This window comes from Streptomyces sp. rh34 (assembly GCF_002551245.1).
Lineage (GTDB): Bacteria > Actinomycetota > Actinomycetes > Streptomycetales > Streptomycetaceae > Streptomyces.
This window is the reverse complement of record NZ_NTGZ01000385.1, coordinates 1-4,951: the sequence shown is the minus strand read 5'-3', so window position 1 is coordinate 4,951 and position 4,951 is coordinate 1. Positions and strand designations below refer to the sequence as shown.

Genomic DNA, 4,951 nt, shown 5'->3' with positions numbered 1-4,951 from the left:
GTGCCGAGGACTGTGCGGCCAGGCCCTGCTGCTCCAGCCGACGCAGCACCCGTTCGGTGTCCGCCTCGGGCAGCGCCAGCCGGTGCGCGAGATCGGCGAGCTCCGCGGCTCCCGCCGCGACGAGCGCGCGGTACGCGGCTTCCTGTCTCTCGTCGAGACCTATGGCCCCCAGCATTCTCCGACCTCCCCGGGTGGTGGTGATCGCGCATCGAGGCGCCCCTGCGGCGGGTCCCGGGTGGCGGGAAGAGGCCACGGCGTAAACCCGCCGCCCACATCATCCCCTGTACCCCCGGCCCCTCTGCCACTGTGGCGCCACCGCAGCACCAACAACCTCCGGGATGCGGCCTCTTGGGCTGCTTCATTCCGGAATGACCTGGGGAGAGCGATGCGCCCGATATCGCGTACGGCACTGGGAGCGGCGACCGCCGCCGTGCTCGCCGTCACCGTGATCGCGCCGTCGGTGGCCGCGCCACCGGACGAGCGGGATCCCAACAGACCGATCACGGGGAGCGCGGCCACCGCCGCCGGCGCCCCGAAACCCGTCACACTGACGCTCGTCACCGGCGACACGGTGCTGGTGACGACGGACGCGTCGGGTGCGTCCGCCGCCACGGCCCTGCCCCGCGCGGACGGCAGTGTCCCGCTCCTGCAGACCCGGCAGTCCGGCCCGGACCTGTACGTCTACCCCGAGTCCGCCGTGTCCGCGCTCGCCGCGGGCACCGTCGACGAGGAGCTGTTCAACGTCACCGGGCTCATCCGCCAGGGTTACGACGACAGCCACGCCGACGCCGTCCCGCTGATCGCCACCTACACCGCCGACACCGCCCGCCGCGCCCCGCTCACCCCGCGCGGGGCCGAGCGCGGAGCGGCCCTCGATGCCATCGACGGACTCGCGCTGAAGGCCGACAAGAAGAGGGCCGCCGCGTTCTGGGCCGACCTCACGGCACCGCGCTCCCGGTCGGGGGCCGGACTCAAGAAGCTCTGGCTCGACCGCAAGGTTCAGGCCAGTCTCGACAAGTCGACGAAACAGGTCGGAGCCGACCTCGCCTGGGCCGCCGGTTACGACGGGACCGGCGCCAAGGTCGCCGTCCTGGACACCGGGGCGGATGCCGGACACCCCGACCTCCAGGGCCGGATCACCGCCTCGGAGAACTTCACCGACTCCGCCGGCACCGACGACCGCCGGGGCCACGGCACCCATGTCGCGTCCACCGTCGGCGGCTCCGGCGCGGCGAGCGGCGGGAAGAACAAGGGCGTCGCGCCCGGCGCCGACCTGATGGTCGGCAAAGTCCTCAACGACAGCGGATCCGGAGCCGCCTCCTGGATCATCGCGGGCATGCAGTGGGCCGTCGACAACAAGGCCGACGTCGTCTCCATGAGCCTCGGCAGCGCGGAGCCCACCGACTGCACCGACCCGATGAGCCTGGCCGCCGAGGAACTCGGCAAGAACAAGGACACCCTCTTCGTGGTCGCCGCCGGAAACCTCGGCCCGTCCCTGAACACCGTCTCCTCGCCCGGCTGCGCACCCGGGGTGCTGACCGTCGGAGCGGTCGACCGCGACGATTCCACCGCGAACTTCTCCAGCCGGGGCCCCACGATCGTCTCGCACACCCTCAAGCCCGAGATCGCCGCGCCCGGCGTCGCCATCTCCGCCGCCGCCGCGGGCGGCCGGGGCTCACAGGCGTACCGGTCCATGTCCGGTACGTCGATGGCGACCCCGCATGTCGCGGGCGCCGCGGCCGTGGTGAAGCAGCGTCACCCCGACTGGACCGCCCAGCAGATCAAGGCGGCCCTCGTCTCCTCGGCGCGGAGCGCCGTCCCCGGCGACGTACGCGAGACCGGCGGCGGGCGACTCGACGTCGACCGTGCGATCCGTACGCCCGTACTCGGCGCACCGGCCGTGCAGGGCGGCACCTTCACCTGGCCGCAGGACAGGAGCGACCGCACCACCGCCGCCGTGCCCTACACCAACACGAGCGGCAAGCCGGTCACCCTCTCGCTGAAGGTCGCCGGCGTCACCGGCAACGACGGATCGACCGTCCGCTCCAAGGTCGCCTCGCTCGGCCGGAAGTCCGTCACCGTACCGGCGGGGGAGACCGTCGAGGTCCCCCTCGCTCTCGCCCCCGACGCCCGGCTGACCGCCGCCCAGTACGGCGACGTCACCGGCCGCGTCCTCGCCACCGCCCCCGGGGGAGTGACGGTCTCCACCCCGTTCTCCCTGTACGTCGCGCCGGAGACCGTCACCCTGCGCGTCAAGCTCGTCGACCGCACCGGCAAGCCCGCCGACGGCGTCTCCTCGGTCGACCTCATCGGCACCGACACCGCATCCGGCGAACGCCGCTTCAACGAGGGCGCCACCGACCAGACCTACGAGGTCCGCCCCGGCGCGTACTTCGTCTCCAGCTTCATCGCCTCGCCCGACACCGACGACGCGACCGGTCAACTCATGCGATCCATCGGCTATCTGGCCCGCCCCCAGCTGAAGATAACCAAGGACACCACGCTCGTCCTCGACGCCCGCAAGGCGCACCGCCTGAAAGTGAGGACCGAGGACCGGGCCGCCGAGACACGCGGCGCGACCCTCGCCTTCGGGCGCTCGTGGGACGACACCTGGCTGCACTCCGGGTCCATCGCCGGCACCGGGCTGATCAAGGACTACCTGGTCGACGTCCAGGGCACGGCGCGGGACGGGGACTTCGAGTTCGCCTCCGTCTGGCGCGCCTATGCCCCGCAGATCCAGAAGTTCTCCCTCGTCGGCGGAGCGGCCCTGCACCCCCGGCCCGCCACCACCGGCTCGGTCAACCTGGACGGCACCGGCCGCGCCGAGGTCGTCGACGCCGGTGCGGGCAGCGCCGCCGAGCTGGAGGCCGCAGGCGTGAAGGGCCGGATCGCCCTGGTGGGAGTGGGCGACGACTCCTCGGCCGTCCTGAACCAGGCGCGGGCCGCGCGGGCCGCCGGGGCGACGGCGCTCCTGGTGCACCGTCCCTCGGCCGGTGACTGGAAGCCGTCTGTCGGCTACGGGGCCGCGCCTCTCCCGGTCCTCGGCCTGCGGGCGGACGAGGCCGCCGTGCTGAGGACGGCCCTCGGCAGGGGGAAGACGGAGGTCTCCTGGGCCGCCACGGCCGTCAGCCCGTTCGTGTACAACCTGTCGTTCCCGGAGAAGGGGCAGATCACCTCGGACCGCACCTACAAGGTCCGGGACAAGAAGCTCGGCTCGGTCGTCTCCACCCATGAATCCATGGGCGTGGCCACCGACTTCGTCGACACGCTCCTGGTCTCCCGCCCCTACGGCGCGACCTTCGGCGCGTCCTCGCTCGCCGTGGTCGCCGCCCCCGGAAAGCGCACCGAGTTCTACACGGCGGGGGACACGGTCTGGCAGAAGATGCTCTCCTCCAGCTTCCCCTGGGGCGAGCTGATGACGGGCAACGCCCGTACGTACCAGGCAGGTCGGGCCACGAAGGAGGAGTGGTACCGGGGCCTGCTGGTTCCCGGCGCCCCGCGCGACGCGAAGGGTGCGGTGCTGCTCGCCGGCGAACGCCAGGACAACATGATCGGCGTCGCCCCGGCGTTCATGACCGACTCCGAACACGTCGGCCAGCAGGGCTCGTTCGGTGACATCGGCAGTACGCGGCTCACGCGTGAGGGCGAACTCGTCGGCGCGAGCGGCTATCCGTTCGGAGCCTTCGCCGTGCCTGCCGAGGACGCCGCGTACGAACTCACCCTGACGACCATGAAGATCGGCTCGCCCGCCGAGGTCTGGAAGCGGTCCACGCGGACGGAGACCACCTGGGCGTTCCGTTCCGAGCGGAAGCCGGACGTGGCGTCGCAAGGCCTCCCGCTGCTCTTCCCGCGCTACGACGTGCCGTCAAACGGCATGAAGACGGTGCCCGCGAAGAACGGCCAGAAGATCGGGCTCGGCGCGACCGGGCACGCCGGATACACCCCCGGCGAACTCACCGGCGCGAAGGTCTCCTTCAGCTACGACGACGGCGAGACCTGGCACGCGGCCACCACCGCACAGCAGGGCGGCCGCTGGACCGCGACCGTCGACCACGCGGACGCGGCCGGGAAGTCCGTCACGCTGCGGACGGAACTGAGCGATGCGAACGGCAACTCCGTGGTGCAGACCGTCAACGACGCGTACGTCGTGCGCTGAAGGGGCGGGGCCGTCGAGCGAGCGGATGAGCCGCTGAGCCGCTGAATACGTGATCGGCCGGTCGCGCGAGCGGCTGGAACGTCGACCTGCCGATCACTCCGACCGGTCCGCCGGGCGTCCTTCCCGTGGGGGGTGGGGCCGCCCGGCGGATCTCTTCACGGGCCACATTTTCCCGATGTCCCGGTTTCGGGCCGCCTCCGCGGTGGACAATAAGGGCATGAGTCAGCAGGGGGAGAAGCCCGCCGCCCACGAGGACGACTGGTGGCGCAAGCTGTACGACGAGACCGCGCCGGACACCGGTCCCAGCGCTGTGGCCGACAGCCTCGACGACCGCTTCGACTCCGTGTCGGACACGGTGAGCAGCCCGGCGGGCGACCACCGGGCCTCCGTGCGCGAGACCGTGCGGGACCCGTACGCGGACGCCTACGAGGACCCGTACGCGGACCGGTTCGAGGAACCGGAGGCGGACCGCTACGAGGGCCCGTACGCGGATGCGTACCGGCCGCCGGAGCAGAGCCGGCCCGTGGTGACGCAGCGGGAGCCGTTGCCGGACCCCGCCCCGGTTCCGGAAGCGACTTTGGACCCGGGAACGTCTCCCGACCCGGCAAGGGCGCCCGACCTCATGCCGGACCCGCGGTCGGCCTGGGACCCGTACGCGAAGCGCGACCGGCCGCCGGAGCAGGCCGCTTACGCCGTACCGGAGCCGGAGCCGGAGCCGGGGCCGGGGCCGGGGCCGGGGCCGGGCGCCTGGCCGCACGCCGGTTCCGAAGGGGCTGTCGCTCCTGCGCCGCTGTC

The 4,951-nt window shown here is 72.5% G+C and carries 2 protein-coding genes and 1 pseudogene; 2 read left to right on the top strand and 1 reads right to left on the bottom strand.

Going from position 1 to position 4,951, the window contains the following annotated elements; translation table 11 throughout:
* Positions 1–175 (bottom strand): helix-turn-helix domain-containing protein (locus CR470_RS35740; RefSeq protein ID WP_143663954.1); only part of this gene is annotated, 175 nt, incomplete at its 3' end.
* Positions 176–385: 210 nt separating this feature from the next.
* On the opposite strand from CR470_RS35740, the gene CR470_RS35735 reads away from it, so the two are divergent.
* Entirely contained in the window at positions 386–4,156 is a 3,771-nt protein-coding gene (locus CR470_RS35735) for a S8 family peptidase (RefSeq protein WP_097871734.1), read from the top strand.
* 217 nt (positions 4,157–4,373) lie between these two features.
* Positions 4,374–4,951: pseudogene (locus CR470_RS38940) on the top strand (protein phosphatase 2C domain-containing protein); the annotation flags it as partial.